We start from the raw sequence: 25570 nt of genomic DNA, 5'->3' as shown, positions 1-25570 counted from the left end.
GGGGAACCCGGGACATTTACATTCTTATCTAGCAAAAAGACGGCTCAGCAAAGCCCGGATACAATCCGCTGGTATGCCGGCTTCGGCTGATGCTGCTCATCGAACAGGAACGGCCAGTTCTTCCGCCCCCGGACCGGGAAATCATCCAGCCAGGTATAATCATCGGCTGCACCCCAGAAGGTGACCGAGGAGATGACCCCGCGGTATTCCTTAAGCAGCCGGAACACGGCTTCGTACCGCTCCGCCTGTAACTCCAGGAGCTCCGCAGGCGGAGCTTTAAGATCCGTACGCCTGTCATCGAAGCGGAACAGCGACATATCCAGCTCCGTAAGCTGCAGCTGAAGACCGAGCGACGCGTATTTCTCAATCGCGGTGCGGATTTCATCCAGGCCCGGATCGTACAGATTCCAGTGGGCCTGGAGGCCGACACCGTGCACCGGCACCTCCTGATCCAGCAGGGATTTCAATAACTTGCAGATTTTATCCCGCTTCTGCGGCTGGGATTCATTATAATCATTGTAGAAGAGCAGCGCCTGCGGGTCGGCTTCATGTGCGAACCGGAACGCTTCGGCGATGAAGTCCGGTCCGGCAATCTCCAGCCATTTGGACGGGCGCAGCAGCTCCCCGCCTTCATCGGCGACCGCCTCATTGACCACATCCCAGGCATAGATTTCTCCCCGGTAGCGCCCGACCACGGTCTCAATATGGCTTTTGAGCCGGGCCAGCAGCGTATTCTTGTCCACGGCCTCTCCCGTTTTGTTCTTAAACAGCCAATCGGATGTCTGATTATGCCATAGGAGGGTATGTCCTCGCAGTGCCATGCCATGCTTCCGGGCAAAGGCCGCCAGCTCATCTGCGGCCCCGAAACGATAGACTTCCTCTGCAGGATGCAGACTTTCGAATTTCATTTCATTCTCAGCGGTAATGCTGTTGAAATGATAAGCCAGCAGACTTTCCTGCGCAGCAATCATCCGCGGATTTACCGCTGCACCAATTTTGAAATCATCTGCAAATACCGCCTTCAGTGCCGGCTCCTTGAAATCCAGGCTTTCCCTCACAGCTAACACTCCTTACTCGCATTATCGTTTCAGCTACTCCTTCACACTGCCGACATTCAGTCCGACAACAAAGTATTTCTGCATGAACGGATAGACCAGGAGAATAGGCACGGAAGCTACAATAGTAATCGCGGCCCGGATCGACAGCGGAGTTACCATCGCTTTGGCGGAATCCTGATTCATCCCTACCCCTGCGGCTACGTTCGGATTACTGTTCGAGTTCATGGTTGAAGACAGCAGCTTCATCAGCTCATACTGCAGGGTGCTTAAATGCTGCTTGGAGGAAGTATAGATGAAGGCATCAAACCAGGAGTTCCAGGCCCCTACGGCCACAAAGAGAGCGATAGTTGCCAGCACCGGCTTGCATAACGGGAATACGACACGCATGAAAATTCTGAAATCACCCGCACCGTCAATTCTGGCCGATTCCAGCAGACTTTCCGGTATCGTACCGATGTAGGTACGGATTACAATCATATTAAAGGCACTGATCATGGACGGGAAAATGTAGACCCAGAAGCTGTTCAGCAGATTGAGGTCCTTAATCAGGAAATAGTTCGGAATCAGACCGGCGCTGAAATACATCGTCAGTACGAAGATCACCGTAATCGGCTTGCGGAACACATACTCCTTGCGGCTTAAGGTATACGCGAGCATGGTGGTCAGGAAGATATTTAGGAGCGTTGAGATCACCGTGCGGGCTACCGAAATCCAGAAGGCATCAAAAATGGTGCCTGAGGCAAAGATTGCCTTGTAATTCTGCAGGGTCCAGTCCCTAGGCCACAGATAAATGCCGCCGCGGATGGTATCATTCCCTGCATTGAAGGACACGGCAATGGTATTCAGGAACGGATATAAAGTAACGAGCACCAGACAGATCATGAAGACGGTATTGAAGCTATGGAAGAGCACCGGCTCCAGTCCGCTGGGTCTCAGGCTTTTTTTCGCAGATATGCCTGACTTCATGCCAGGGCTCACTTGCTGGTTGGCCATGCTATAACAACCTCTCTTCCCCGAGCCGTTTCGCGGTCCAGTTCGCCATCAGCAGCAAGGTGACGCTGACGACCGTCTTGAAGATCCCGCCTGCGGTTGCCAGTGAATAGTTGCCTTGCGCCAGCCCGTATTTAAGGACGAAGATATCAATGGTCTCCGACCAGTCCACCACAAGCCCGTTGCCGAGCAGATATTGTACTTCAAAGCCTGCTTCAAGCACATGTCCGACAGACATAATCAGCAGGATAACAATCGTCGCTTTAATTCCGGGAAGCGTTACAAATCTCATTTTTTTGTACCGGCTCGCACCGTCAATCTCAGCAGCTTCATATAACGCCGGGTCAATGGAGGCAATCGCAGCCAGATAGATTATGGTATTCCAGCCGACTTCCTTCCACACATGGGAAGCGCCGACAATGCCCCAGAAGTACTTGCCCTGGCTGAGCCACAGGATCGGCTCGCTGATAATATGCAGCTTCATCAGGACAATATTGACAATACCGTCATTGATGGAGAGCGATGTTGCCACAATCCCGGTAACGATAATCCAGGACAGGAAATGCGGCAGATAAGAGACCGTCTGCACCAGCCTTTTCCAGAACACCTTACGGATTTCATTCAGCAGCAGGGCAAGAACAATCGCAGTGACAAACCCGAGAACCAGGTTGATAATCCCCATCGCCAGCGTATTGCGCAGGACACGGAGGAAATTATCATCTGTAAACAGAAACCGGAACTGCTTGAAGCCGACCCACTCCTGTTCACTGAAGGCACGCGCCGGGCGGTAATTCTGGAAAGCCATGGTCCAGCCCCAGACCGGGACATAAGCAAAAAGAATTATATACAGCAACAAGGGAACAGACATCCAAATCAGCTGTTTCTGGTTTTTGATGAGCGACCAGGTAATGGGCTGCTTCTTTTTTTTCTTTGGATGCAAGGCGGCACTTTCTTTCCCTAAGGTCTCATCCATGTTGATCTCCCCACACAATCATTTTAAATTCAGGAGGTGAAGGGCCGTCCTGACGGCCCCGCACCCCCTGTTGATCAAAAGTATGAACGAATGTATTCCAGCGGCTTATTTACTCCACTTCTCAATTCTCCACTTGATCTGCTCGTTGATCTTGTCTTCATATGCCTTCACATTGGCCTTCTGAATATCTCCGGTATAATCGCCCCAGACGGAATCGAAATCTGCAGGATCAGCCAGAATAGCCTTCGGCAGGTACTTGGTGGACAGCTCATTCAGCTTGGTATTGGCAATTTTGGCATCCGAGCCTTCCACGAGGTCAATCGACCAGGCCGGATAGTAGACAGGGTTGGCCGGCGGTTTGCTGAAGAAATCAACATAGCTGTTAAACCCGTAGGCATCCAGCACTTCCCTGTCGTACGGCTTCACGCTGGCTGCATATTCTTCAGGCTGGGCTGATGCATCTGTAGAGTTGCCGTCACTGTAGCTGCCCTCGATTTTTGGCAGATAGCCGAAGAGGGTCTTCGCTTTATTCGCCATTTGCCAGGTCGGATCAGCAGCATTGTCACGCTGCTCCTGCGTCTTCATGAATCTTCCGTTCTCGACAATGTAATCCTCGCCTTCAATTCCCCAGGCCAGGGTCTTCTGCCAGTCTTCGCTGATCAGCGTATCGAGCAGTTTAATAATCTTGACCGGATCTTTGGCATTGATGCTGATCCCGAAGCCGTTGTTCAGGTTCAGTACCGCAAGATCGCGGTAGTAGTCTGTAGTAGCTGTATCATACACGAGAGGAAGCCCTACATAGGTCCGCTCAATCTTCCCTTGAGTCGTTAAGGAGTCTTCCGCTGCGCTGAAGTTCCAGTGCTGGTCGAACATGCCGAGAACTGTACCGCTGGACAGCTTCGCCATATACTGGTCGTAGTTCTGCACGAAGGTTTCTTTATCAATCAGGCCGAGCTGATTCATCTCATTCAGCTTCTGGTAGTATTTCTTGGCATAATCCTTGTCCGCAAAAATCTCCGCTACGCCATCATTGACCACAACGCCGCCGTCGTTCGGATGCCCGATCAAATGCTGCGGTGCGTTGAACAATCCCCAGTTTCTCCAGTCCGAGTTCAGGATTTCAAAGCCGATCGTCGGACTTCCGTCAATTTTCGGATATTTCTCTTTATATTTGGCAATCAGGTCGAAGTATTCATCCAGAGTTTTGACTTTTGGATAGCCGAATTCCTTCAGCACCGCTTTTTGAATCCAGAACGCCGGACCGGAATACCAGGCGCTGTTCACTTCCCCGTTATACACCCCGTAGTTCGGCAGGATATAGATATGCCCGTCATTCGGGTCCTTCATCATGTTCCAGTAGTCTGCATAATGCGCTTTCAAATTAGGTGCGTATTGTTCGATTAAGTCTTCCAGCGGCTGGTAAGCGCCCGCCGCTGTTAGCTTGGTATTCCCGGTCATCACATCCGGATAATCCTGCCCGGCGATCATAACACCGAGCTTCTGGTTAATGTCTCCTGCCAGATACTCGAAGTTAAAGCTGGCGCCTGTTTCTTCCTTGATTTTCTTGAAAATCTTGTTGTCCGGCGTCGGCTGCTGGCCGGCTTCACCGATGAAGAAGCTGATCTCAAACGGCTCGATCTTGCCATCCGTGTCTGCCGCTGCCGTCTGTGTCGCAGTTGCTCCTCCGTTATCGGCTGCAGTGCCTGCTTTGTTGCCGTTGCCGCTATTGTTGCCTCCGCAGCCGGATAGGGTAAAGCTTAAGGATAACAGAACAATCAGGGATAGCTTATACACCGCTTTCTTCTTGCCCCCCATAAAGCACCTCCATAATGTGTTGGTCTTTAATTTGTAAGCACTTACATAAATGAATTATAGAGGGGATCTGCCCGCTAAAATACGACCGAACTAAAGGTGTACCCCCGGAAAAGTTTAGAACTTTCCCTGGCGGTACTCGCTGGGTCCCATATGCATTTCCTTCTCAAAGCGTTTCAGAAACTGCCCGTAATTGGCATAGCCTACCCGCTCGGCAATCTCGGAGAGCTTCAGCTTACTCCCGCGCAGGAGGTGCGCCGCTGCCTGAATCCGCAGCTGATGCAGCTGCTCATTGAAGGTCATCCCATTCTTCTTGATCAATAATTGACCCAGATATACGGGATGGAGAAAGAACACCTCGGCCAGCTTCTGAATGCTCAGGCTTTCATGATAATGCTCCCCGATATACCGGTTGATCTCCTGTACGATTCCATGCGACTTATGATTCTGCTCACGCACCAGGAGGTGTATTGCCCTTTCACCGCAGGATAATAAACGGCCGAGCAAGCTGCTAAGCGAGTACATGGCCTGCTGGATCTCCGGGATTTCAAGCCCTGCCGGCCCCTGCTCCCCGCCTGAATTCTCCGCTCCGGGCACAAGCTCAAATATCCGGTACATGAGATGAATCACAAATTTCTTCACCACCTCCGGTGCTACTTGCTGTGCCCGGAAGCTCTGCTCCGCCTCCTCCAGCGCCTGGCGGTAACCGTCCAGATCCAGCAGATTGACGGAGTCCAGCAGGGCATCCATCAGCCGGATATGGTCATAGCTGTAGCTGAAGGCATTCCCCTCTATCTCACGGTAAGTCAGAACCCCGGCAGCATCGGGGGCGTAAAAGAAATGCAGCAAAGTCTCTTTGGCGCTGCAGTAGCTGTCTTCTATACAAAGCAAAGAAGTCACAGGTGCTCCAGCCGCTATATAGAGCATGCTTCCGCTGTACTCCTGCAGTAGCACACTGAGTGCCTCCTCTGCCCTGCTGACTTCCCGGCTGTCTGCCGGCATCCCGTAGACGATCCCAAGCAGCCCCGCCTCCAGATCGATCATCACAATAGCCGGATAGGCGGCCAGCAGGGACGCCGTTCTTCCCCGCAGTTCAGCATACAGCTCCGGGACAGTCTGCAGCAGGCACAGGTTCCAGGCACCGGCTTCCCGGAAGCCGGGCAGGGCATCCAGCTGATTCTGCAGTGCCTGGTCTCCCTTCTTCCCGTACAACAGGCCTCTGATCAAGGCCGCCGCCTCTTCCTCAGAGGCAATCTCATGAATCATTCTGCGGCTTTCTTCCTGCTCCAGCTCCTGATGGATCTCCCGCAGCTCCTCGGCAGCCTCCTCCGGAAAGACCGGCTTCAGCAGATAGTGGCTGATTCCGTAGCTGATTGCCGTGCGGGCATACTCAAACTCACTGTAGCCGCTCAGTATCACAAACTTGGGTCTGCCGGTATTCTGCTGCTGCCAGGCCTCGATCATCTCCAGACCATTCATCAGCGGCATATTCACATCTGTAATGACCAGGTCCGGCTGCAGCTGCTTCATCAGCTGCAGCCCCTCCCGGCCGTTGCCGCAGGTACCGCACAGCTCGAAGCCGAGCTCCTCCCAGTTGATCCACAGCTGCATGCCTTCAAGGGCACTCGGTTCATCATCAATCAATAACACTTTGTATTTCACGGGCTACACCTCGCCTTCCGGGGGATGATTCACCTCAAGCAGCCTGAGGGGAATTCCAAAGGTTACTACGGTTCCCAGCTCCGGTGTGCTGGTGATCTCGAAGCGTACCTGATCTGCATAATACAGCTCAAGCCTGCGGTATACGTTGCGGATTCCGATATTTGACCCGGAGGAATCCTCATTGCGGATGGCAAACAGCAGCTCCTTCAGCTTATCCGGCTGGATGCCCTTGCCGTTATCCGATACCGTAATCTGCAGCCGGTTATCCAGCACGGCCGTTCTCACCCGGATAACCCCGAGCCCTTCAATCGTCTGCAGGCCATGCTTGCAGGAATTCTCCACCAGCGGCTGCATGCTCAGCTTCGGAATCTTGTAGTTCAGCGATTGCTCATCAATCTCAAACACGTAGTCGAATTTATCCCTGAACCTGAACTTCTCGATTTTGAGATACATTTCAATAAAGGTAATCTCTTCCTGCACTGACACCAGATCTTCCTTCCAGCTGAGCAGTCTGCGCAGCAGCTTCGACAGGCTTTTCACAATATCCGTAACATCGTTATACTGGTTCTTGGTGCACACGACCAGAATCGCATTCAGCGTGTTGAACAGGAAATGGGGGTTCATCTGGCTCTGCAGGAAGTTCAGCTCCGCCCTGACACGTTCCATCTCCAGGTTCTTGCTCCGGATCTCGAGCTTATACACATCATTGATCAGCGAATGGATTCTTGAAGTCATCCGGTTGAAATTATGGATCAGGCCGCCAATCTCATCCCGGCCTTCATCGATGGCAATCAGCTCAAACTTCTCATTGCTCACCTTCTGCATATGGCGGGACAGGCGTTTCACCCGGTAGTTGTAGGAGCGCAGCATGATATAGATAAATCCGCTGGTCAGCAGCGTGAGTGTTGTTGCCAGCCCGGCTGCATACAGGCGAATATCCAGAATGGCCTTGGTAATCCGTTCCCCCTGCGTGATTCCGACAATCCGCCAGCCCTTGAGATAGTTAGCCGTACCTACGGCAACTACGTGGACATCCTCCCGCTGATCGTCCCCCAGTTGATCAAATACAGGGTAAGGCTCTTCAGTGATCCGCTGGTAGCCGCTGTCCGCCGACATCACAATTTTGTTCTGCTCGTTGATCAGATAGAGGCTCAAGTAATCTTTTTCCCGCACAATAATGTCGTAAATCTCACTCAAATCCAGATCAATCCGCAGCACTTTCTCGTACTTGTTCAAATTGTTGTAGCTGTTCATCCATTCAATGACACTTAACGTAGGTGTGGACGAAGCCAGATTCTTGTTCTCACTTGTCCGGTAAGCGGTAACAAAAACCTGGGTATCCGCATTCTTAGCCTGCCTGTACCAGTCGCTCGCCCATACTTTATCGTTCATCACCTGATAGTTGCCGCCGGATACAATGGTGCGGTTGTCCGTATAGATACTGATCCGCTCAAGCTGGTTGTTCACGGGCATATAACTGTTCAGCCGGTCCCTGAGCTGCTCGTCGAACATATTATAGAACTCTATGGAGTCCGCATAAGTCCGGTCCAGCATCTCATAGAGGTTCTTATCCGTAGACAGGGTATAACCAACAGAGACTCCGCCTTCGATAAAATCACGAATATCCCTGCGCGCCCGCTCCAGGGATATCTCCAGATTCTGCTGCTCTCTGGATTTGATGAGATCCGTAATCCGGTCTAAGAATACGAGATTAAGCACCATTATAGGCAGGAGCACCCCGACAATGTAGATAAGGTAAAACTTATAATTAAGCGGAATATCGTTGACGATGGTTGTGAATTTGAATCTTTTTTTCCACATGCCTTATGCACCAAGCCTTCTTATCATTATAGAATTTATAAGATTCGGGATCCCCGCAAAGTACCTGAGCAGTCATCGAAGCCAATGCCCCACTTTGCGGGGGTTTAAGGCTGCTTATTCCTGTGGGCATTCTTGTAGACCGAAGGTGAAGAGCCTACCCTTCCCTTGAACTTATCGATAAAATAATCCGTATTCGAGAAACCCACCTGCAGCGCGATATCCGATATTTTGAGCTGAGTGCGCTTAAGCAGGCCCTTGGCTGCTTCAATCCGTTTCTCATTCAGATAATCACTGAAGCTGCGGCCCGTCTCTTTACGGAACAGCTGACCCAGATAAGCCGAATTCATGTGAAACTGCCTGGCAATATCCTGAAGCTGCAGCTTGCTGCGGAACTCAAGATCCACATACTGGATAACATTATAGATCGTGTTTCCTTCATTGTCCGCCCGCAGTTCAGCCAGATAAGCCGCAGCCAGCAGGCATAGTCTGTCCACATACAGGCTCAGCCTGTAATAATCCCCAAGTCCGCCCAGATTGCCATATTCGGTCCGCATCACACTCATGATTCTGTCCGGGTCCCCCTGCATTTCCGCAATATTGCGGCATAAGGTCATCTCCAGATGGGCTACTTCGGCCTGGGCAGCATCGATCTTCAGCGGCTTGCCCGTAATGGCTGCGAAGGCTTCCCGGACACAGCTCTGAATCTGCCCAGACTCACCTGCCTTAACCTTTTCAAGCACCCGGTTAAAATGCCCTTCAGCTAATTCCAGAACTTGGCCCGCTGCTCCCAGATCGTTGTAATAGAAAATCCCGCCCTTCTCACACCGGTATTTAGAGCCCCAGACCTCAAGGGTCTGTGCATACAATTCCTGAAGGGAGCGTATTCCCGCTCTTCTGCCGCTGATCATTACCGCCACAGGGACACCAAGCCTCTCCGACTGCGCCTTCTGGACCTGAACGGCGGCCGTCTCAAGGATTTCGGGGGACATTCCTGCAGAACGGACAAGGAGTCCCGCTCTGCCCGCAGGGTCCTGGAAGACGTAACCAAGCTCACCCGGGAAGCCTTCAGCAGCTCCTTCATCCGGGTTAATCAGGCCTGAGATGGCTGCCGCAAGCATGCACTGCAGCTCCGTATCCGGCTGAAGCCCCATCAGGCTGTTTGCCATATTTTCCAGCTCCTCATTCCATTCTCCCTGGAAGAACCGGCTGATCAGATTATTGACCAGGAGATTTTGCTTTTTACGCTCCTCTTCCCTGGAAGCGATTTCATTTTGAATAATGCCTCTGATCTTTAACAGCAGCCCCCCGATTTCCTCCTCATCAACCGGCTTCAGCAAATAACCATCCACCTTCTGACGAAGGGCAGTACGGGCATAACCAAAATCATCATATCCGCTCAGAATAACGAACCTTGGCGGCTGGTCCATCACTTCCTTCACCGCAGCAATCAGTTCAAGCCCGCTCATCACCGGAAGATTGATGTCTGTAAGCAGCAGATCCGGCTTATGCTCCTGAATCAGCCGCAGGGCATCCCCGGCACTAAGCGCTTCGGCACAGACTTCAAAACCGGATTTCTCCCAGTCGACCATCGTTCTGAGCCCTTCAAGCACCCACGGCTCATCGTCAACAATCATGACTTTCAGCATGAACCCCGCTCCAATCTTCAACTCCATATTTGTTAGCCAATTAATTACAAACAATGCTAACATACAAGGTCTATGATGTGAATTACAAGTTAAGCAAATATTTCGAGTGAGATAAAGTAACATTGATCATTTACTTTCTGAGATTTTCCACTATAATTAGGTTAATTTCTTGGATCATCCGGTAATAATTCACACAGGGAAGTGATATTCTTGACAGTCACCGCTCTTCTTTCTTCCAATGAGTTCAAGAAGCGCCTCTCCCGCTGCTACAATGAAGTCCACAAGGAATTGTACGGAGTCGGGGTTACACAGCTGAGAATAGATGCCGCCGGCGAGTCTATGCTCCTTTTTCTGGTGAAGCATCAGCGGGTCACTGCCCTGCGGGCACTGGAGGAGAACTACCCTGAGCTGAAGCAGGCGGTTGACGCCGCGCTCCATCAGGAGTTCAAGCGGAAGATCCGGCACAGGCTGACGGATGAACTGAATTTGCCTGTCACTGGTGTACTCCGGGATTATGATCCGGGTACCGGCTGGGCCAGCACAATTATTATCACAGAATAGATCAGTGAATACCGGTCTGCCCGGATTGTACTCTGGGTGTGCTGAATCTGCCTAAGGTTGGCCTGATTTCTGTTTACAGACTGAAGGAAGCCGCGAGATAGAGAGTCTCTTCTCTATGTCTGCGGCTTCTTTTTTTGTTGCATCCCGCCTTTACCTGCAAAACAACTACTGTATTCCAAAGGAGCTTACGCCATGAAAATCATTGTCGGCATTACCGGAGCAAGCGGCTCCATCTACGCTTACTCGCTGGTCCGCAGCCTGCATCAGCTCGGGATCGAAACTTATGTTATCGCCACCGGCGCCGGTGAGAACGTGCTGAAGTATGAGTGCGGTACAGAAATGCAGGAGCTAGCCAGATATTCCACTGTGCTGTCCAATAATGATCTGTTCGCTCCTGTAGCCAGCGGCTCCTTCAAGACAGACGGGATGGTGATTATCCCCTGCTCCATGAATACGCTGGGCGCCATCGCGAACGGCATGGGCGATACCCTGCTCAGCCGGGCGGCCAGCGTAGTGCTTAAGGAGAAGCGGCGGCTCATTATTGTGCCGCGCGAAACCCCGCTCCATCTGATCCATCTGGAGAATATGCTGCGGATTGCCCGGGCCGGGGCGGATATCATGCCGGCTTCGCCGGGCTTCTACAATCACCCCACAGAGATCTGGGAGCTGGTAAACTTCATGAATGCCCGCGTGCTTGATGCGCTGGGCATTGATAACCAGTTGATGAAGCGCTGGGGGGAAGGTTAGCGGGGCTGTGCCGGCCTGCGGGACGAGGAGGCCAGCCCGGAAGCAGCTGATGCAGCGCTGGGGGAGACTTAGGCAAGGCTGTAACGGCCTGCGGCCGAAGGGGCCAGCCCGAAAGCAGCTGATGCAGCGCTGAGAGAGACTTAGGCAGGGCTGTAACGGCCTGCGGCCGAAGGGGCCAGCCCGGAAGCAGCCAATAGGCTTCTGTCTGGGCTACTTTTGGAGAATTTAGGGGCACTTGTGCCCCTATTTTCCCCATTCGGGCTACTTTTGGGAGGATTCAGGGGCATTAATGCCCCTATTTACCTCATTCGGGCTACTTTTGGGAGGATTGAGGGGCATTTGTGCACCTATTTTCCTCATTCGGGCTGCTTTTGGGAGGATTCAGGGGCACTTGTGCCCCTATTTTCCTCATCCGGGCTACTTCTGGAGGATTTAGGGGCATTTGTGCACCTATTTTCCTCATCCGGAGCGTTACGGACAGGAGAGACGTTAAAATGCGGAAAAGCGCCTGAATGCTGGCCTTACGGACATCAGCGCCGTTATTTCGCCAGAAAAGCGGAGATATCAGAAGAAAAGTGGCGGATAAGGGCCGTGGTGTCCGTAAATACGCTAAACAGGCTGAAAATCAACCAATAAGGTCCGTGGTGTCCGTAGGACACAAAGTACCCAAAGTGTCCGAAGTACCCGATTTGTCCGAAGCTTCCGGCGGCAGGTGTTCGTATTTGAATCGGGCAGTTAGTGTTTCCTCCTCTATAGTCCACTCTAGAGCCATACTTCGGCGTACTTAGTCCGCTATTGACCAACAAACGTAAAGCAGCGATTCTCCAAGTGACAGAAGAATCGCTGCTTTACGTTATTATTTAGTTTGGGGAAGTTTGAGGACTTGTCCGGATCTTCAGGAACACCTGATAGCTCCGCTCGGCCACCTCCGAAATCGGAATCGGGTGGAAGCCCGGCAGATCTGCGTACAGCAGGTCATTCAGCGGAGCCGTCCAATTAGCCGGAAGCCGGGCTGCACCCAGCTTCGCGCCCATAATGGAGCCTACAGTCGCACCGTTGCAATCTGTATCCATTCCGGCGCTTACTGAGGTAACTACAGCTTTCTCGAAGTCATTGCCGCCGTACACCAGCGAGGCTGCGACAATCGCCGCGTTGTTATTGGTATGCACCGGATCATAATGGCTGAACTCCTCCCACAGCGTGCTGACCAGCTCCCGTTCACTGCGCGCCTGCCGGGCAATAGCTACTCCACGCAGCACATCCTTAGCCAATCTGCTCGTCTTCGGGATTTCGCTCAGCCCAATTTCCACAATCCGCTCGTTATCCAGGCCCGCGAACGCAGCGGAGATCATCGCCGCATTGAACATTTCGCCATAGATTCCGTTCTTCACATGCGAGAAGGAAGCATCCCGCCAGCCCAGCTCCGCAGCCAGCTCAGGATGACCCGCCGCTCCGTAGGCGAGGCCGTCTGCACGGATAGCTGCACCGATCCATTCCCGGTAAGGATTCAGATGCATCCGTACCCGTTCCTGCCGCAGCGGCCAATCCTCCGGCTTGTCACCGTGCAGATGGGAGGTCTCCGCAGCAAAATTCATATAAGACTGCGTTTCCGCCGTGCAGACCTGGCTGTAGGTCAGATGCTTATGCCACAGCTTGCCGATGTCCCACGAATCCCAGTCCAGCCCCTTCTGCTCCAGCAGCATCAGTCCAAGGACGGTATAACGGATATCATCGTCACTCTCCATGTAGCTGATCTTCTCCCGGGTACTGGTGAACGACCAGTCGCTTAAGCCCAGGCCGTATTCCTCCCGCGCTGTCGAATGCTCCGGTGTATATCCCTTGATCGGCCAGGCATCCGCGCCCCGGAACCACAGCTCAATATTCTCCCAGCCGGTTCGCCCGTCTTTCCCGTACAGGTAGTCCCAGTACTCCAGCGGCTTGCCCAGTGCACAGCCGACACTCCGGCCCAGCCAGGCTCCGTAGAACCTGTCGCGCCACTCTTCCGGCGTCCACTCCACCGCCAGCCGGCGCGGACCCTCCGGCCGCAGCTCCCGGATTCCCGCCAGATCGGACGGCTCCTGATACGGGAAGTCTGCCGCCACGCCCAGCTCCATCAGCTCACGGTAGACCTCCATCAGCTGCTGCTCATCACTGCCGGCAGCAGCCAGCTTCTCTGCCAGGCTGCCGGTCCGGCATCCTTCCTCGATGCGCTGCTGCAGCTCCAGCCGCACCGTCTCCTGCAGACGTTCCCAGCCTGCCATCGTTAGTTTGCTCCTGCCGCGGACCCGAGCCCGCGGTCTAACCGGTCCAGTGAATCATAGAGCAGCTTGATGAACGCTTCACGGTCTACGCCGAGCAGCACCTCTGTATTGGCCGGATGCTCCGGCTTTTTGCGCCGGTCGGCCACAGTCATCCCCCGGGTCAGCTTGCCCTCGGTCTCCACCGTAACATGCAGATGCTCCGACTCGAACAGCTCCGGGTGCAATAGCCAGGCAATGGCGCACGGGTCATGCAGCGCATTGCCGACGAAGCCCATTTTTTTGCCATAGATTGAGTAGAAATCCAGCAGCTCACCGACCATAACAGATACGGGGCCGCGGGTCTTAAGCTCTTCAATCTCCTCTTCAAAAATAGCCGCCTTATCCGTTACATCCAGCCCGCTCATTACAATCGGAATCCCCGATTCGAATACAATTTTCGCCGCCTCCGGATCCACATAAATATTGAATTCCGCTGTCCGGGTCACATTGCCGTAAGCCAGCCCGCCGCCCATCAGCGAAATCTTCTCGATTCTCTCCTTCACTTCCGGATAAGCTGTAATCAAGAGGGCAATATTCGTCAGCGGGGCCGTCGGCACCAGGGTAATCTTCTCCTCGGAGGAACGGATAATGTCCAGCATAAACTCCACAGCGCCTTGCTCTACGGGCTTGAATTTGCTGGCCGGAAGCGCCGGGCCGTCCATACCGGATTCGCCATGCGCTTCTTCTCCGGTAACGAGCTTGCCGAGCAGCGGCGCGGCCGCTCCCTTGGCTACAGGAATATCAGCATTCACGAAGCTGAGGATCTTCAGCGCATTGTCGGTGATTTTATCAAGAATCTGGTTGCCTCCGACCGTTGTAATCCCCCGGATGTCCAGCTGCTCCGGATGAGCCAGCGCAAGCAGAATGGCAATCGCGTCATCATGCCCCGGATCACAGTCAATGATAATAGGTGTTGGCATTAGTGTCGCTCCCTTGTTGGTTTATAGTTCAATTCACACAGTCATCTATTTCACAGTCGTCTTAAGCTTCTTGTTCTTCTTCCGGGTCTCCGAGACCGCGTAGATGATCAGACCGATCACCGTTGCCACATAAGGCAGCGTAGCGATCAGCTCCGCCGGAATCTTCAGCACCTGCAGAGCGTTGGAGAGCGCATCGGCTGCGCCGAATAACAGAGAGGTTAATGCGGTCCCGACCGTTGTGCTCCGGCCCATCGATTCAGCGGCAATCGCAATCCAGCCCCGGCCGGCCACCATATCCCGCGTGAACAGGGACAGATAGCCCATCGACATGTAGGCGCCGCCCAGACTGGCGAAGAAGCCGCTGAGCAGCAGCGCAGTATATTGAATCTTAACCACACTGACGCCAACCGACTGGGCCGCATGCGGATTCTCGCCCACCGAACGGATACGCAGCCCCAGCGGCGTGCGGTTCAGCAGATAGTAGACAACAAGCACGGACAGAATCGAGAAATAAGTCAGTATGTGATGTCCCGACAGAATCGGACCCAGCACCGGGATCTCCTTCAGCAGCGGGATCTGCACACTTGGCAGCACTTTGCTTGCTAAGGAAGTGGAAGAACCTTTATCTCCGCTGAGCAGATACAGAATGAATACCGTACCGCCCGAAGCGAACATGTTAATCGCCACACCGCCGAGAATGATATGGGTCTTGAACTTCAGGGTGAAAAAGGCCAGAATTCCGGCGATCAGCGTCCCCGAAACAACGGCACCAAGCAGTCCGACCCAGGCGCTTTGCGTATAAGCACTCACAATGACCCCGGCCAAAGCCGAGACGAGCATAATCCCTTCCATCCCAATGTTGATGATACCGGCACGGTTTGAGATCAGTGCACCCAGCGCAGCGAACAGGATTGGCGTCGTTACACGCAGCACCGAGAAGGCGAAATCCGTCGTCAGAATAACATTCAGCAGACTATTCATGCTTCCTTCGCCTCCTTCAGCAGCATCCGGTTCTTCCAGAACTTGAGGAACTGCTCAGCCGAGATGAGAAGAATAATAACCGCCTGAATGATCGAGATCATCTCGGACGGCACATCGGACAGACGCGCCATCAAGTCGGCTCCAATACGGATATAGGCCAGGAAGAGCGCGGAGACGATGACGGAAAGCGGATTGTTCTTGGCCAGCATGGCCACCAGCGCACCATCCAGGCCGTAACCAGGCAGTGAAGTCCACTGGAACCGGCTGTACATCCCGAGCACCTCCACCGAGCCGCCCATCCCGGCAATGAACCCGGCAATCAGGTGAACCAGAATGATTACTTTGGCAGTCTTCATGCCCGAATAACGGGCGAAATCCCGGTTCACGCCGGTCATCCGCAGCTCATAGCCCCACTTGGTCCGGTAGAGGAACAGATGGGCCAGCACGATCAGCACCAGCACAATAATGAGCCCGGTATGAATGCGTGTGCCGGCAAAAAGCTTGCTCAGCTGCGCAGTTTTCTCGAATTTAAAAGAAACGTTGGCGAAGGCCTTGGCATCCCGCAGATGGTAGTTCAGCAGGTACAGTCCGACCCCGAACAGGATATTGTTAAACATGAGCGAAGTCACCAGCTCATTGGCATTCCACTTCGCTTTGAGAATTCCGGGAATAGCCGACAGCAGTGCCCCGACAATCGCGCCTGCGAGTATCGCTACAAGCGGATGCAGCCAGCTGTTCAGGCTGAGGTGGATGGCTAATGTAGTAGCAACCACACCGGAGAAATAGAAGATCCCTTCCGCCCCCAGGTTGAACATATTGGCCCGGAACAGGAGCGAGACGGCAAGACCGGTGAACATCAGCGGAATAGCCATCTCTATGACATTACCGATATGCCCTTTAGTAGAGAACGGCTCCAGCAGGAAGATGCCGATCGTCTTCACCGGCTGGTCACTGACCAGCGAGATAATCAGAAAGGCAATAAAGAGCGCAATGACAATGACTGCCGCTGTACGGATCGCCTCGAAATATTTTACTTTAAACATGGTTTACAGCCCTCCCGGTCTGCTCTTTGTCCTGCCGGTTAATCCCCAGCATATAGAGTCCCAGCTCTTCCTCACTTACGGCGGAAGGATCTTCGAAGTACGCAACGATCTGGCCCTCATACATGACGAGCAGACTGTCGCTCAGCTCCAGAATCTCATTCAGATCGGCCGATACGAGCAAGGTGGCGCAATTAGCCGAGCGCAGCTCCAGCAGCTTCTGATGGATGAACTGCGCAGCCCCGATATCGACGCCCCGGGTCGGCTGCTCGGCGATCAGCAGCTGCGGATTGGTGGAGCATTCCCTCGCGACAACGACCTTCTGCATATTGCCGCCGGACAGCATACCGATCTGCTGCTGCGGGCCGGAGCAGCGTACTTTGAATTCTTCTACGAGCGATACCGCCAGAGCCGCAATCCTGGAACCGTTAAGGAAAGGTCCCTTATTCATATCCTTCGCCCGGTACCGGGTGGAGATCAGGTTGTCCGCAATGCTGGCCTCTCCCGCCGCACCCTGGCGCATCCGGTCCTCCGGGATATAAGACACGCCGAGGCTGCGGATGCCTAAGATGTCGAGCTCACGGATATCCGTCCCCCTCACCTTGACCGAGCCGCTGCCGGACACGCCGCGCAGACCGCCGGTCAGCGCCTCAATCAGCTGGCTTTGCCCGTTGCCTTCAACACCCGCGATGCCGACAATCTGGCCTTCCCGGACCGAGAAGCTGATCTCTGACAGCAGAGCTTTGCCCTGGCTGTCCAGCGCGCTAAGCTGATTCACGGTAAGCACAGGCTTACCATCCGGGATACTGTCCTTATCGTACTTCAGCACAACATCCCGGCCGACCATCAGCCGTGAAATCTCCTGCTCCGTGACTTCACTGATCTGGAGGACCCCTTCACTTCTGCCGCCGCGCATAATCGTAATCCGGTCACAGATCGCTTTGACTTCCTTCAGCTTGTGCGAGATAAAGACGATGGTATGTCCCTGTTCCTTCAGTTGCTGCAGCTCATGGAACAGCTCTTCTGTCTCCTGCGGAGTCAGCACAGCGGTCGGTTCATCCAGGATCAGGATCTTGGCCCCGCGCACCAGGGCCTTCAGAATTTCCACCTTCTGCTTCATGCCGACGCTCAGATCCTCCACCTTCGCCTTGGCATTTACAGAGAGGTTATATTTACGTGCCGTTTCCTCGGTCAGACGCACGGCTTCCGCATAATTGAAGCCCACGCCTTTGCGCGGCTCCATGCCCAGCACCATGTTCTCAGCCACAGTAAAAGAAGGCACGAGCATGAAATGCTGATGAACCATGCCGATGCCCCGGTCGATCGCATCCTGCGGGGACTGCAGCTTCACCTGTTCTCCGCGGATATAGACCGCGCCTTCACTCGGCTCCTCCAGCCCGAACATGATCTTCATCAGAGTCGATTTACCGGCTCCGTTCTCCCCGGCAATCGCATGGATTTCACCCTCACGCAAGGAGAATTCAACGTCTTTGTTGGCTACAACACCGTTCGGATATACTTTGGTGATTCCCCGCATTTCCAGCAGAGCGTTCGCCATGGGTCATCAACGCCTTTCAACTTAAGTGGCCCTGCAAAAAATAGGCAGCTGGAGCTCTTCCCAAACGAAGAGCCGCCAACTGCAGAGCTTTGTAAACTTTTTTATTTAAGCATATTTGTTCTTAATGAACTTAAGGTTTAACGGCATTACGGATGGCCTCAACCTCAGAGGTCTCCATACCCATAGCATTGTCAACCGTAATTTCCTTGTTGATCAGCTTCTGCTTCACTTCTTCCGCCTTGGCCTGCAGCTCTGCCGGGAATACGCTTGTGTAGATGTCATTCTCAGCAATGCCCACACCGTCTTCTACGAAGCCCAGTACATCGCGTTTACCCATCTCAAGCGTGCCGTCCTGCAGCTTCTTCACTGCGCCGAGGATGGCCATATCGATTTTTTTAATCGCCGATGTGACGATCAGGTTAGCCTTATCACTGTCTGTATCCTTCAGCAGCATGGCCTGGTCAGAGTCAACACCGATCGCATATTTCGTCTTCTCTTTGGCCGCATCAAAGATCCCAAGTCCTGTACCGCCCGCTACGTTGAAAATAACATCCACACCCGAGTTGTACTGGATCAGCGACAATTCCTTACCCTTGGCAGGGTTCACGAAATCGCCGGCATAGGATACCGCAACCTTTACATCCGGATCAACATACTGTGCACCCTGGATGTAACCTACAAGAAACGCGTTAATTCCGGGAATATCCATCCCGCCCACGAAACCGATCACGTTCTCCGGGTTGGCATTTGGCATGTCGGACTGCGTAGCAAGCGCTGCTACCGCTCCGGCCAGAAAAGAGACTTCATTGGTCGAATAAGACATGTTGTACATATTTTCCGGAGCTTCTTCGATGTCGGTGTCATAGTTGATGAATTTTTTATCCGGATTGGCCTCTGCTGTCGCATTGAACATTTCCGTAATTTCCGAGCCGCCTGAGATCACTACATCCCAATCCTCAGCTGCGATATCATTAAAGGTCGGTTCCCATTTCGTTTTGTCCGCACCCATCTCTACAACCTTAGTCTCTGCACCAAGCTCGTCCTTTACCTTCTGCAGACCGCTGTTCGCCGCATCAAAAAACGACTTGTCACCCAGCGTCCCCGGGATCAGCAGCACGACTTTCAGCTTGTCCCCAGCAGCCGCTTCCCCGCCCCCGGCATTACTTCCCGTATTGGCGGAATTACCATTACCGGACTTGTTGTTTCCGCATGCAGCGACCAGCACCATTACCGCCAGCAACAATATAACGAGCATATTCTTTTTCATTATCTAAGCTCACACCCCTGTTTGTATTTGATCAACACTGATGAAAAAGCATAAAATTCCAATTACACGATTTGTTAAACCACTAGTATTGGATGACTCAAACAAATAACTGGCGAGTTTCTGAAAATAAGCATTTTACTATGAAAACAAACATTTCATGTTACATTTAGCAATAAAACCGAGCAAAACCCGAACAAGATGGCCAGTCCAGTTGAGAATCTTCGGTTTTATTGATAAGATCATAACAAAAGAACAGATAAATATTTATATATTTTCGGTCAACTTTTTGTACGATTCGGCTAAATGATCATAAACGGAGGCTCACCATGGATCGTGTCCTATATATTGTAAATGCAGAGCATGAGGCGAATACTTATATCCCTCCGCATCAGCATGAATGCTTCGAGCTTGTGTACTATATCCACGGCCAGGGCACCTGCAGTATCGGACCGCGCAGCTATCATTTCCGCCCCAACAGCTTCGGCCTGATTCCGCCTAACTTCAAGCATGACGAGAATCATCAGCCCAGCCCGGAGGTGCTGTTCGTCGGCTTTCATTGCGGCAATCCGATTATCAATTCGCTGTCCGGTGTTTTTGATGATGATAAGGAGCATACGGTCCTGCAGACGCTGCAGCGGATGAATGAGGAATTCAAGCGCAAGCGCGACGGGTTCGCCGAGCTGCTGAATCTGCAGATGAGCGAAATCACGGTGTATCTCCAGCGGCTGCTCAGCGCCTCAGATTTCCATTCTCCGGCAGAGGACCAGATGCAGTATGTGCTAAATTATATGAATGAGCATTACCGGCACAAGCTCTCGGTAGCTACGCTTGCTGAAATGTCCGGTTACAGCTATGACCGTTTCCGTCATCTGTTCAAGGAAAGATTTGGCGAGTCCCCGCACCGTTATCTTTTACTGAAACGCCTGGATTATGCCAAGTCCCTGCTGCTGCACACCCAGATGCATATCTCTGAGGTCTCTGCTGCTGCCGGCTTCGTCAATGATGCCCAATTCTGCAATATGTTCAAAAGAGAGATCGGGCTCTCCCCGCGTACCTTCCGCACCAGCAGCAAGGTTATGTAATGTAACATTAATCATTTACTTTTTGCGTTATACCGCTATAATGGGATTTAAGCTTACGCGAATATCACTTATAACGGCTGTATCTCGATTGTATCCTGGTCAGCCGCTAGAGCATAAAGGTTTGCCCCATTTCTGTTCACAGAATGAAGGAAGCCGCGATGTAGAGAATCTTGTTTCTCTATATCTGCGGCTTCCTTTTTTTGTTTTCAGTTTCCCAATAGGAGCAGGGGATGCACACCGGAGCTGTGCTGTATGCATTACAAAAATTACTTATTGCTGGGAGGTGCCAGTTCCTATGGCTTTTATTAATGTTCGTGAGCTGCTGGAGCATTGGGAGCACAGCAGCCGGCTGCTGAAGATCCGCAAGGAGGTGGACCCGCGGTTTGAGCTTGGGGCAGTGATTAAGGCCGTGAAGGGCATGCAGCCTATGCTCTTCCAGAGGGTGAAGGGGTATAGGATGCCGATGGCTGCCGGGCTTGGCGGCTCCAAGGAGCTGCTGGCCGAGAGCATGGGGATGCAGCCTGCGGAGCTGCTGCCCCGGCTAATCGAGGCCATAGTCCGTCCGCTGCCTACGAAGCGCAGCGCTCAGGCTCCGGTGCACGAGAATGTGCTTACCTCCGGCATCCGGCTGGAGGAGCTGTTCCCCGTGTGCACCTATAATGCTCTGGACAGCGGAGCCTACTATGTCTCCGGTGTCATGGTTGTTAGAGGCGCTGACGGACAGAAGCGTTACACCTCCATCCGGCGGATGCAGCTGCTGGACGGCAACCGGACCAGCATACTGATCTCTTCGCCTGAGCTGTTCCAGCAGTTCAGAGAGCTAGAGGAACGCGGCGAGCCGATGGAGGCGGCTTTCATGTTCGGGATTGTTCCGGCAGTCGTGCTGGCTTCCCAGATCAGCACCCATCTGTTCCATGCCGACAAGCTGGAGGTGGCCTCTGCCCTGCTCGGCCAGCCGCTTGAGGTCGTCCGCTGCAAGACAATCGGCCTTGAGGTGCTGGCTGAAGCCGAGGTGGTGTTCGAGGGCCGGATTCTCCCGCGGGTCCGCGAGCCGGAAGGCCCGTTCGGGGAACTCGGCGGATACTACGGCCCGCGCACGGAGCAGCCGGTTGTAGAATTCTCCGCCGTTACCTACCGGAACAACCCGGTCTGGCAGACCATTCTCCCCGCCAGCTATGAGGAGAAGCTGCCGATGGCGATTGCCCGTGAAATCGCCCTGCTGGGCTCAGTACGCCAGGTTGTCCCCGGCGTTAAGGATGTCCACATCACCATGGGCGGTGTCGGCCGTTACCATGCGGTCATCCGGATCAGGAAGGTTCAGGAGGGCGACGGCAAAACCGCCCTGCTCGCCGCCTTCGCAGGCGATAAGGATCTGAAGCATGCTGTCGTCATCGATGAGGACGTCGATCTGCTGGACCCGCTCGATGTCGAGTGGGCGATCGCCACCCGCGTCCAGGCCGACCTCGACATCTTCATCGTCAGCGGGGCCAAAGGCTCGCCGCTTGAGCCGTCGCATAACCTGCGGGGCGTCTCGGCCAAAATGGGCATCGATGCTACCTATCCGCTGGCCGAAGCTGAGCATTACAAGCGGACCTCCATCCCCGGCCAGGAGGAGATCGAGCTGGCGGAATATTTGTAGAGCGCAGAGCAGGACGCTTGCTGCAACTGCCTGCTGCAACTGCCTGCTGCAGCTGCAGACTTGGCACCTTAACCAGGGTTCATCAGCAACGCGGCTCTCAATACTTCAGTTTAATTTGCTCAACAGCCAAAGCTTATCGGGAGGTGTATTATGCAAGCTATCGGATTGATCGAGACCCGGGGACTTACTCCGGCACTGGAAGCGCTGGATGCGATGTGCAAGGCGGCAAACGTGAAGCTGACCGGCTTCAAGCGGGTAGGATCGGGGCTTATTACAGTAATCGTCGAAGGTGATGTCGCCGCAGTCCAGGCTGCCGTTGACGCGGGTATTGCTGCTTACCCGCGTACTGGAGGAGAGCTCATTGCTTCAAATGTTATCCCGCGCCCGCACTCTGATCTGGCGCGGATGCTGTTGTAGCCAGGGCTTCCGGAGAGAGAATTCACTTACATCCTACGGATACATTGGCCCTTATTTCCGTTGGAAGCCTTCATCCTGCTGCCTAACGGACACCAGCGTACTTAATGCGGAGGCATTTGCCTCAAATCTGCCTCTTGAAGAAGCAATAAGCGGACTACGCTCCGTTAGCAGTGCTAAACGTTCTATTTTCGGGGACATAAGGGCTGTACGCTCCGCATGGATCACGAGGAATAGCAGTATTTACTCTGACCTCTACCAGATCTATCAGACACAGTGATTTCTTAATAACTAATAGAGCACCAGAGCTGATATCGTGGTAAATACAACATTCGCACTCCGGCAAGCCACGTCCATTCCAGTAACATACTAACGCACGCCGGACTTTCACAGCTATCCATAGAATCCATTGTCCATATACATTCTATGGGGAACTCACAGATACGATAGTTGTATTCTATACAATTAAAAGCAACGTACAGCTACGCTCGCAGCTTATAACTGCAGTTCGTACAACTAAATATTCTCTAAATAAGCAAAACCACTCATTCTTGGTGATTTAATTGTACGAAATACAACTAAACAGGTGAGAGGCAGAACATCAGACGATTTAGTTGTACAAAGTGCAGTTAAAGACATCAGGTAGTGCTCTCCCTAACTTGGCCGCCGTCTCTGTACAAGTTACCCCAAATTTCACGGCTGCCCGGGAAGCCACTCACACTGTACGCATTACCTATAGGAGGTGATTACCCCTGTCTGATTTCATGAAGAGCATAGTTACTGAGGTTCTGGAGCGGAATCGCACTACTCCTTCCGCCGCTGCAAGTCCGGCTACGGCTCACGTTCCAGCTGGAATTTCTGCTTCAGCACATGCTCCCGTTCACGCACCAGCCGCCAGTTCCGATTCAGCTCACGCTCCTGCACTCTCTCCAGTCGGCCATCTCTATTCGCCGGACAGCAAAGCGGACTGCCTAAGCACATGCGTGAAGCCTGGGGATTGCCTCAAGCCTAACGGCGGAATCAAGCGGATCAACTACCAGAAGGAGCAGGCCTCGAAGCGGCTGGCCCCGCTCGGCTGGCCCGGTTTGCCCGGCTCGTCGTACGACACCCATTCGCTGGATGCTGCACAGCTGCAAACCGGGAGCCGCTCACCTGAGCGGCCCTCAGGAGACGCAGCAACCCTGCCTGCCCCGGCCGGGCCGGCTTCCGGGAATACACAGAGCTTCGCCGAGCGCTGTCTGTCCCCACTGCTCTTGCGCTCACTGCCTGACGGGCTTGCGCAGCCTGCCGCTTCCGGCGACGCTTCCTGCCCGCCTGCAACTTGTGCGGGCGGTCTTGCGCAGGTGCACAGCCCCGGGCATCCGGCAGGAGATCGCCTCTGCCGGCAAGACAGCTGCCCGGAGGCCAGCCACTTCAGAGGGATTCCGGTTCCGCCGGTCGCAGTATACGGCCAGGGCAACACTTCACCGGACAGCCCGCTCCCACTGCTCCGGGATGAAACACTGGATGCCTGGCTGTTCCCTGTAATCAGCAGCAGGCTCCGCCCGGTGCTGGGCACTGCGGGCCGCGGCTATAGCTCAGCCGGTGTGCTGAGCGCTCCAGCCAGCCATCCGGGCCAGCTGTTCGCCGTAGAGGCGCTGCTGGCCGCGAATCCCGCACTGGAAGCAGATGTCCAGTGGGGCGGCAGCAGCGGCGGGTTCGAGTTGCTGCTGCTCAGCAACGATGCCGGCTTGCTGGCCCGCCTGCTGACAGAACTGGCCGGAGCTCTGCAGCGCGATTCCATCCGGCAGATCCGGGGTTACTCCAGTCTGCAGCCGGGCCCTCTGCTGCGGCGGCATCTGGCTGCCGGCCAGCAGGATGCCATCGCCGTCATCGATGCCGCTTCACGCTGGAATAGCCTCGGCTGCGCAGAGCGGCTGCTCGTCAGCTGCCCGGGCACAAGCCTGAGTCTTCGTGCAGAGCGCAGCTACTGCATACTCAGCGGGTCTGACGCAGAGCTGGCTGCTGTTTTACCCGCCTTAACAGAGCTCACAGATAAATAATAATAAGCTCTATACCCGGCAAGCTGAATTCACAGAATAACTTTGAGCCGAATTTCTTTGAGCTGATGACTTTGAATTGATTGACTTTGAACGGATTGACTTTAACCTTGGGCGGGCTGTCCGTATCACTTTGCCTTAACGCGTACTGCGAAGGAGAATTTACAAAGGAGGAGCTGAACATGCTGGCTCTCGGATTGATTGAAACTCTCGGATACACTACCGCCGTCTCCGCAGCAGATGCAGCGCTGAAAGCGGCGGATGTACAGCTGATTGCCGTTGAGAGGATCATCGGCGTTGGCGGTTCACTTGGCGTCACCATTCATTTCAGCGGTGATGTCGCCGCAGTCGGTGCTGCAGTGGATGCGGGTAAAGTGGCAGCCATGCGGATCGGCACCGTCGTGTCCGCCCGTGTTATCGCTAAGGCACATGAAGATGTGAACAGCAAAATACTGTCCCGCTTCCAGCCTGTACAACCAGCAGTTGCGGATCCAAATTCGCGCTATGCCGTGCCTCAAAGATCTGGCTCTCATTCTAATCCTGGCTCTAACCCAGCCTCTAATCCCGAATCTAGCCCTGATCCCAATCTCAGCCCTGGCGCAGACTCTCGCTCTGATTCCAGCTCCGGCACCAGCTCTAATCCTGACCCAGGCCCCGCTGATCAAGAACCTGAGCAGTAATTCCCACGCCAATATACCGTCGCCTTGTCCCCTCGCCGTGCAGTCAATTTACAGCAGGCTGCTTCTGAATACAACTAAACTTATGGAGGTTTTTTATTATGGGAGAATCACTTGGACTCATTGAAACTAAAGGGCTTGTTGGTGCAATCGAAGCAGCCGACGCCATGGTGAAGGCTGCCAACGTGGAGATCTGTGGCTACGAGAAGATCGGCTTCGGTCTCGTTACCGTTATGGTCCGCGGGGATGTCGGCGCGGTAAAAGCCGCTACCGATGCGGGAGCCGCAGCCGCCAAGCGGGTTGGGGAGCTGGTGTCTGTCCATGTCATTCCGCGCCCGCACAGTGAAGTGGAACGCGCCTTACTGTCCAAAGGCATTGAATAA

At 53.7% G+C, this 25570-nt stretch carries 20 protein-coding genes and 1 pseudogene; 8 read left to right on the top strand and 13 right to left on the bottom strand.

The genetic code is table 11. The annotated features are described in order from the left end of the window. Positions 1 to 44: 44 nt before the first annotated feature. The 7 genes from LOS79_RS29575 to LOS79_RS29545 all read right to left on the bottom strand — a co-directional run bounded on the left by LOS79_RS29575 (position 45) and on the right by LOS79_RS29545 (position 9962). Complete coding sequence (locus tag LOS79_RS29575; protein WP_315414418.1) at positions 45 to 1058, bottom strand: endo-1,4-beta-xylanase; 1014 nt, start codon at positions 1056 to 1058, stop codon at positions 45 to 47. Positions 1059 to 1091: 33 nt separating this feature from the next. Continuing rightward, positions 1092 to 2051: a carbohydrate ABC transporter permease gene (locus LOS79_RS29570; protein ID WP_315414417.1), complete on the bottom strand. Its 960-nt coding sequence runs from the start codon at positions 2049 to 2051 to the stop codon at positions 1092 to 1094. Between the two features lies 1 nt (position 2052). Beyond that, positions 2053 to 3021: an ABC transporter permease gene (locus tag LOS79_RS29565; protein ID WP_315414415.1), complete on the bottom strand. Its 969-nt coding sequence runs from the start codon at positions 3019 to 3021 to the stop codon at positions 2053 to 2055. A 105-nt stretch (positions 3022 to 3126) separates the two neighbouring features. Further along, positions 3127 to 4836 (bottom strand): type 2 periplasmic-binding domain-containing protein, encoded by a 1710-nt coding sequence (locus LOS79_RS29560; RefSeq protein ID WP_315414413.1) that lies wholly within the window; start codon positions 4834 to 4836, stop codon positions 3127 to 3129. 114 nt (positions 4837 to 4950) lie between these two features. Beyond that, positions 4951 to 6495, bottom strand: coding sequence for a response regulator (locus LOS79_RS29555; RefSeq protein WP_315414411.1), 1545 nt, complete (start codon positions 6493 to 6495; stop codon positions 4951 to 4953). Between the two features lie 3 nt (positions 6496 to 6498). After that, positions 6499 to 8316 carry a cache domain-containing sensor histidine kinase gene (locus LOS79_RS29550; RefSeq protein ID WP_315414409.1) on the bottom strand — a complete coding sequence of 606 codons (1818 nt, stop codon included), beginning with the start codon at positions 8314 to 8316 and terminating at the stop codon, positions 6499 to 6501. 104 nt (positions 8317 to 8420) lie between these two features. Further along, entirely contained in the window at positions 8421 to 9962 is a 1542-nt protein-coding gene (locus LOS79_RS29545) for a response regulator transcription factor (protein ID WP_315414407.1), read from the bottom strand. 210 nt (positions 9963 to 10172) lie between these two features. Between LOS79_RS29545 and LOS79_RS29540 the strand changes: the two genes are divergently transcribed. Beyond that, a complete protein-coding gene (locus LOS79_RS29540; RefSeq protein WP_315414406.1) occupies positions 10173 to 10523 on the top strand; it encodes a DUF2294 domain-containing protein in 351 nt (116 codons plus the stop codon). Positions 10524 to 10715: 192 nt separating this feature from the next. Then, complete coding sequence (locus tag LOS79_RS29535; protein ID WP_315414404.1) at positions 10716 to 11270, top strand: UbiX family flavin prenyltransferase; 555 nt, start codon at positions 10716 to 10718, stop codon at positions 11268 to 11270. Positions 11271 to 12130: 860 nt separating this feature from the next. Here the strand turns inward: LOS79_RS29535 and LOS79_RS29530 are convergent. The 6 genes from LOS79_RS29530 to LOS79_RS29505 form a co-directional block, all read right to left on the bottom strand. Then, positions 12131 to 13531, bottom strand: a complete 1401-nt coding sequence (locus LOS79_RS29530; RefSeq protein WP_315414402.1) for an ADP-ribosylglycohydrolase family protein — start codon at positions 13529 to 13531, stop codon at positions 12131 to 12133. Between the two features lie 2 nt (positions 13532 to 13533). Beyond that, positions 13534 to 14490, bottom strand: coding sequence for a nucleoside hydrolase (locus LOS79_RS29525; protein WP_315414401.1), 957 nt, complete (start codon positions 14488 to 14490; stop codon positions 13534 to 13536). A 45-nt stretch (positions 14491 to 14535) separates the two neighbouring features. Continuing rightward, positions 14536 to 15471: an ABC transporter permease gene (locus LOS79_RS29520; protein ID WP_315414400.1), complete on the bottom strand. Its 936-nt coding sequence runs from the start codon at positions 15469 to 15471 to the stop codon at positions 14536 to 14538. Next, positions 15468 to 16514: an ABC transporter permease gene (locus LOS79_RS29515; RefSeq protein WP_315414399.1), complete on the bottom strand. Its 1047-nt coding sequence runs from the start codon at positions 16512 to 16514 to the stop codon at positions 15468 to 15470. Before LOS79_RS29515 ends, LOS79_RS29520 begins: the two co-directional genes overlap by 4 nt. Further along, the gene (locus tag LOS79_RS29510) at positions 16507 to 18069 is read right to left on the bottom strand and encodes an ABC transporter ATP-binding protein (protein ID WP_315414397.1); all 1563 of its coding nucleotides are present in this window, start codon (positions 18067 to 18069) and stop codon (positions 16507 to 16509) included. The genes LOS79_RS29515 and LOS79_RS29510 overlap by 8 nt, the downstream gene beginning before the upstream one ends. A 130-nt stretch (positions 18070 to 18199) precedes the next feature. After that, positions 18200 to 19336: a BMP family ABC transporter substrate-binding protein gene (locus tag LOS79_RS29505; protein ID WP_315414396.1), complete on the bottom strand. Its 1137-nt coding sequence runs from the start codon at positions 19334 to 19336 to the stop codon at positions 18200 to 18202. Between the two features lie 326 nt (positions 19337 to 19662). Here LOS79_RS29505 and LOS79_RS29500 point away from each other — a divergent pair, with 326 nt between their 5' ends. The 6 genes and pseudogenes from LOS79_RS29500 to LOS79_RS29475 all read left to right on the top strand — a co-directional run bounded on the left by LOS79_RS29500 (position 19663) and on the right by LOS79_RS29475 (position 25570). Then, a complete protein-coding gene (locus tag LOS79_RS29500; protein ID WP_315414394.1) occupies positions 19663 to 20418 on the top strand; it encodes an AraC family transcriptional regulator in 756 nt (251 codons plus the stop codon). Positions 20419 to 20713: 295 nt separating this feature from the next. Further along, entirely contained in the window at positions 20714 to 22057 is a 1344-nt protein-coding gene (locus tag LOS79_RS29495) for a UbiD family decarboxylase (RefSeq protein WP_315414393.1), read from the top strand. Between the two features lie 150 nt (positions 22058 to 22207). Next, positions 22208 to 22474, top strand: coding sequence for a BMC domain-containing protein (locus tag LOS79_RS29490; protein WP_315414392.1), 267 nt, complete (start codon positions 22208 to 22210; stop codon positions 22472 to 22474). A 980-nt stretch (positions 22475 to 23454) separates the two neighbouring features. Continuing rightward, positions 23455 to 24513, top strand: a complete 1059-nt coding sequence (locus LOS79_RS29485; RefSeq protein WP_315414391.1) for a hypothetical protein — start codon at positions 23455 to 23457, stop codon at positions 24511 to 24513. 179 nt (positions 24514 to 24692) lie between these two features. Continuing rightward, positions 24693 to 24965 (top strand): annotated as a pseudogene (locus LOS79_RS33130) (BMC domain-containing protein); the annotation flags it as partial. Positions 24966 to 25288: 323 nt separating this feature from the next. Further along, a complete protein-coding gene (locus tag LOS79_RS29475; RefSeq protein WP_019908484.1) occupies positions 25289 to 25570 on the top strand; it encodes a BMC domain-containing protein in 282 nt (93 codons plus the stop codon).

It is taken from the genome of Paenibacillus sp. MMS20-IR301 (assembly GCF_032302195.1).
Lineage (GTDB): Bacteria > Bacillota > Bacilli > Paenibacillales > Paenibacillaceae > Paenibacillus_AQ.
This window is presented reverse-complemented; position numbering and strand designations above follow the sequence as displayed.

Coding starts and splice junctions, on each gene's coding strand:
- LOS79_RS29560 (WP_315414413.1), bottom strand. CDS start 4,836: ATGGGGGGCAAGAAGAAAGCGGTGTATAAGCTATCCCTGATTGTTCTG.
- LOS79_RS29550 (WP_315414409.1), bottom strand. CDS start 8,316: ATGTGGAAAAAAAGATTCAAATTCACAACCATCGTCAACGATATTCCG.
- LOS79_RS29510 (WP_315414397.1), bottom strand. CDS start 18,069: ATGGCGAACGCTCTGCTGGAAATGCGGGGAATCACCAAAGTATATCCG.
- LOS79_RS29545 (WP_315414407.1), bottom strand. CDS start 9,962: ATGCTGAAAGTCATGATTGTTGACGATGAGCCGTGGGTGCTTGAAGGG.
- LOS79_RS29525 (WP_315414401.1), bottom strand. CDS start 14,490: ATGCCAACACCTATTATCATTGACTGTGATCCGGGGCATGATGACGCG.
- LOS79_RS29490 (WP_315414392.1), top strand. CDS start 22,208: ATGCAAGCTATCGGATTGATCGAGACCCGGGGACTTACTCCGGCACTG.
- LOS79_RS29565 (WP_315414415.1), bottom strand. CDS start 3,021: ATGGATGAGACCTTAGGGAAAGAAAGTGCCGCCTTGCATCCAAAGAAA.
- LOS79_RS29535 (WP_315414404.1), top strand. CDS start 10,716: ATGAAAATCATTGTCGGCATTACCGGAGCAAGCGGCTCCATCTACGCT.
- LOS79_RS29520 (WP_315414400.1), bottom strand. CDS start 15,471: ATGAATAGTCTGCTGAATGTTATTCTGACGACGGATTTCGCCTTCTCG.
- LOS79_RS29570 (WP_315414417.1), bottom strand. CDS start 2,051: ATGGCCAACCAGCAAGTGAGCCCTGGCATGAAGTCAGGCATATCTGCG.
- LOS79_RS29495 (WP_315414393.1), top strand. CDS start 20,714: ATGGCTTTTATTAATGTTCGTGAGCTGCTGGAGCATTGGGAGCACAGC.
- LOS79_RS29500 (WP_315414394.1), top strand. CDS start 19,663: ATGGATCGTGTCCTATATATTGTAAATGCAGAGCATGAGGCGAATACT.
- LOS79_RS29530 (WP_315414402.1), bottom strand. CDS start 13,531: ATGGCAGGCTGGGAACGTCTGCAGGAGACGGTGCGGCTGGAGCTGCAG.
- LOS79_RS29505 (WP_315414396.1), bottom strand. CDS start 19,336: ATGAAAAAGAATATGCTCGTTATATTGTTGCTGGCGGTAATGGTGCTG.
- LOS79_RS29515 (WP_315414399.1), bottom strand. CDS start 16,514: ATGTTTAAAGTAAAATATTTCGAGGCGATCCGTACAGCGGCAGTCATT.
- LOS79_RS29475 (WP_019908484.1), top strand. CDS start 25,289: ATGGGAGAATCACTTGGACTCATTGAAACTAAAGGGCTTGTTGGTGCA.